The sequence below is a fragment of the Thermodesulfobacteriota bacterium genome (genome assembly GCA_036397855.1).
In the GTDB taxonomy this organism is placed as follows: Bacteria; Desulfobacterota_D; UBA1144; order Nemesobacterales; family CSP1-2; genus DASWID01.
On sequence record DASWID010000044.1, the window covers coordinates 1 to 3,270 of the forward strand.

General features: G+C 36.9%; 2 protein-coding genes. One reads left to right on the forward strand and one right to left on the reverse strand.

The features are described from left to right. Positions 1–317: 317 nt before the first annotated feature. Positions 318–1,574 (reverse strand): hypothetical protein, encoded by a 1,257-nt coding sequence (locus tag VGA95_03505; protein ID HEX9665604.1) that lies wholly within the window; start codon positions 1,572–1,574, stop codon positions 318–320. A gap of 283 nt (positions 1,575–1,857) precedes the next feature. On the opposite strand from VGA95_03505, the gene VGA95_03510 reads away from it, so the two are divergent. Further along, a complete protein-coding gene (locus tag VGA95_03510; GenBank protein ID HEX9665605.1) occupies positions 1,858–2,826 on the forward strand; it encodes a transposase in 969 nt (322 codons plus the stop codon). Positions 2,827–3,270: the final 444 nt, after the last annotated feature.

Consider the following 3,270-nt stretch of genomic DNA (forward strand, 5'->3'; position numbering starts at 1 on the left):
GCTTAAGCTGATACTAATCCTTAAAGACAAAAATAACGGGTGCGTGTTGGATAAACTAGTAAGAGACTTATGATATGAAAAAAATTAAATGCAAAGAATTTCTTTACCCTATTGACAGGGACTGGCTAATGGGTGACCCCAGAAAGTGTACAATGGTTGTCACCGGCAAAACAAAAATCTTCATATTGTTAGAAGTTTGTTCTAATTCGTTTCTAGCTTCTAGACACATCTTTATATAAGTAGATAAATGGTGTCAGTCTCCTTTATTGCAATGGCCCAGAGCTAATAGCGCCAATCCCCAATGTCATCCCCGAATGCTACCCAATCAACACATTCGGGTACAGGCTTAATCGGGGATCCATAACGAAAACAAGGAAGACACGAAGGACGAAGTTGACAATGAGGGAGGAAATAAAGATAGCATGCAAAAAAGCGGGGAAGAAGAAAAATAATTCAAAAGTGTTGTTGACTGTAGACTGGAACCATTCGCTTTTAAAGGGTTGCGTCCCCTTTAATACTCTAGAACCAAGATTCATGTTAATTGATAGGTCGTACTTTTGAATAGATTTCTTCAGATGGTCAAGATCGATGATTAAAATCACCATAAGTTTATCCGCATATAGATCGTATATAGCTTGGGGATTTTTGATCGAGAGTGTTAATGGGTAGTAGCCTGTATTATCAAATTTCCCTTCATATATATTAATTAGATAAGGTCTACCTAGTCTCCTAAACAGGGGATCGAAGATTTGTTTTAGTCCATCAAAACTACAGTTGTTATCTTGGCGAAGGATACCTATATATTGTCCTGGCTCAAGCTCACTACATTGATTAGATCCATGATAAGCTTTACTAAGCATGCTATTTAATGTTTCAATATGAACCACTTCTTCTTCAAAGCAATATCTCCTCTGGATATCGCCAATCTGTCCATACAATTTAGTAGTACGATCTGTATTAAGATAAGTAGCCATCGACTCTAATGAAGCTTGCTGATTTATAGTTCTTCTTTTCCTCTTAGGATTTGATTTAATTTCAACAAAGACCCCTTTTCCCTCGGGTGTAGGAACAGTTATGTCACCGTATTTAAGACATGTAGTTATGTCATTTAGAATAGCCGGTATCCCATTATCTAATGCTTGTCGAAGCGATGTCCTTTCAATCAAAGACCCCTTTTTTCTATGAATAAATCCAGGATCTTCTTTGAAGCATAGAGGTTTTATATCCCATTTACTTAAATATGAAAATGCAAGGCCATCTCCAATTGACCTAAAGATATGCCTAACCTTTCTGTATTGATCTATTTTCTCTTTTATAGAATTAATTTCATGCTTGATTTTGTTTGACTCCGACTTAGCTCCTGGTGATACTCTCCTTATATGCAATTTTTTTGTTAATTTTTTAAGTCTGAGCCTTAGAAGCGCAATCTTCGATTCTGTGTAGGTTATTTTCTCTATAAGTGTTTCCTGAATTTCTCGAAGAGCACCGAGCTTTTGAGGGTTCTTATTTATGTAACGCAATTTTTCAAAAAGGTTCAATAAACATGGCTTGTAGTAAGAGATTAAATTTGTCATTTATCAAAAAATATTACCTAATTTATTCGTTTATACTGATCTCTGTTAACGATTGACACAATCGAATATTGACTTTTTGAAATAAAAAGGGACTCAACCCTTCAACGTTATGCAAAGAAAGAATTAGGTGACACATCTTGACTATGGATAATTATGCTGGTGAGTTAAAACTATAAAGAATGCATATTTCACTTTAAGGTTTTTTCATCGTGGCTAAAGACAAGAAGCAAGGCGTCAGGCCTTGACATTTGACTTAATTTCTTCAAGACGATAAACTCCCTGTATGGCGAGACCCCTGAGAGTTCAATATCCAGGCGCGCTCTATCATATTACCTCCAGAGGAAACGAAAAAAAGAACATATATCTCGATGATTCAGACCGAAGAAGGTTCTTGGAGATACTACAAGACTATCACGACCGTTTAGGGATCCTTATCCACTGTTTCGTACTGATGGATAATCACTATCATGTTGTTTTGGAAACACCCGGAGGCAATTTACTAAAAGTAATGCATGGGATTAACAGTGGCTATACTGGATATTTCAACCCCAAATATGGGAGAGTCGGCCATCTATTTCAGGGTAGATATAAGGGTATTTTAATTGACAAGGATTCGTATTTGTTGCAGGTGAGTAGATATGTTCACCTGAATCCAGTCAGAGCAAAGATAGTTGAGATGCCAGAGGAATTCGAATGGAGTAGTTATGGTGGATATATGAGAAAAAGAAAGGAGTTAAAATGGGTTGAATATTCATGGATACTTTCAAATTTCGGACCGGATAACAAGAGGGCAAGGAGTAATTACAGGAAATTTGTAGAAGAGGGAGTTGATAGGATAGTAGACAATCCATTCAAGAATGTTTATGGACAGGTCTTACTGGGAGGAGAGAAGTTTATAGAGAGAATCCGGAATTTAATCAAGAACCAGCCTTTAGGTGAAGGAATTGTGGAACGAAAGAGATTTAAGGGTGTTGTGAATGTTGATGAATTGGTAAGAGCTGCATCGGATGCATTTGGAGTGAAGAAGGAAGATTTAAAGACAAGGGGTAGTCGCAATAATAAGGCAAGAAATGTCGCGATATATTTAGCAAAGCGATACTGTGGTTTGAGTAATCAGGAAATTGGAGAGATATTTGGTGGGATTCATTACTCTGCCGTCAGCAAGGTATCGAGCAGGTTAGAAGAGGAGATGAAAAGAGATAAGAGGTTAAATAGGCTAATAGAAGAAATAAAGTCACGTGTCAAGGCCTGACGCCTTTTGTTCTCACCGTCAGCAAGGTATCGAGCAGGTTAGAAGAGGAGATGAAAAAAGATAAGAGGTTAAATAGGCTAATAGAAGAAATAATGTCAAATGTCAAGGCCTGACGCCTTTTGTTCCCACGACCCGGTACCCTGACCCTCGACTTTTTCAATAGGAACTCTGCCAGTCCATAAAATACTATGCTATTACCTTCCGCCAACTTGTGATATAGTGTAATTATCAAATCTTTTCTAAGTTTGATGGAGTTCTAACAGAATATAACTTTATAAACGAATTTTAATAAAATGTTACAGAAAAGCAATAAAACTGGTGAGGTACTGCATAATCAAGAAGACAATAATGAGGAGCCTAAACAATTAAACCAAAAAAAGATCAATCTCAGCCTAAGTGCCAATTCTGATACCTACATAGACCAAAATAACGAATCTCAGATCA

Coding starts and splice junctions, on each gene's coding strand:
- VGA95_03510 (HEX9665605.1), top strand. CDS start 1,858: ATGGCGAGACCCCTGAGAGTTCAATATCCAGGCGCGCTCTATCATATT.
- VGA95_03505 (HEX9665604.1), bottom strand. CDS start 1,574: ATGACAAATTTAATCTCTTACTACAAGCCATGTTTATTGAACCTTTTT.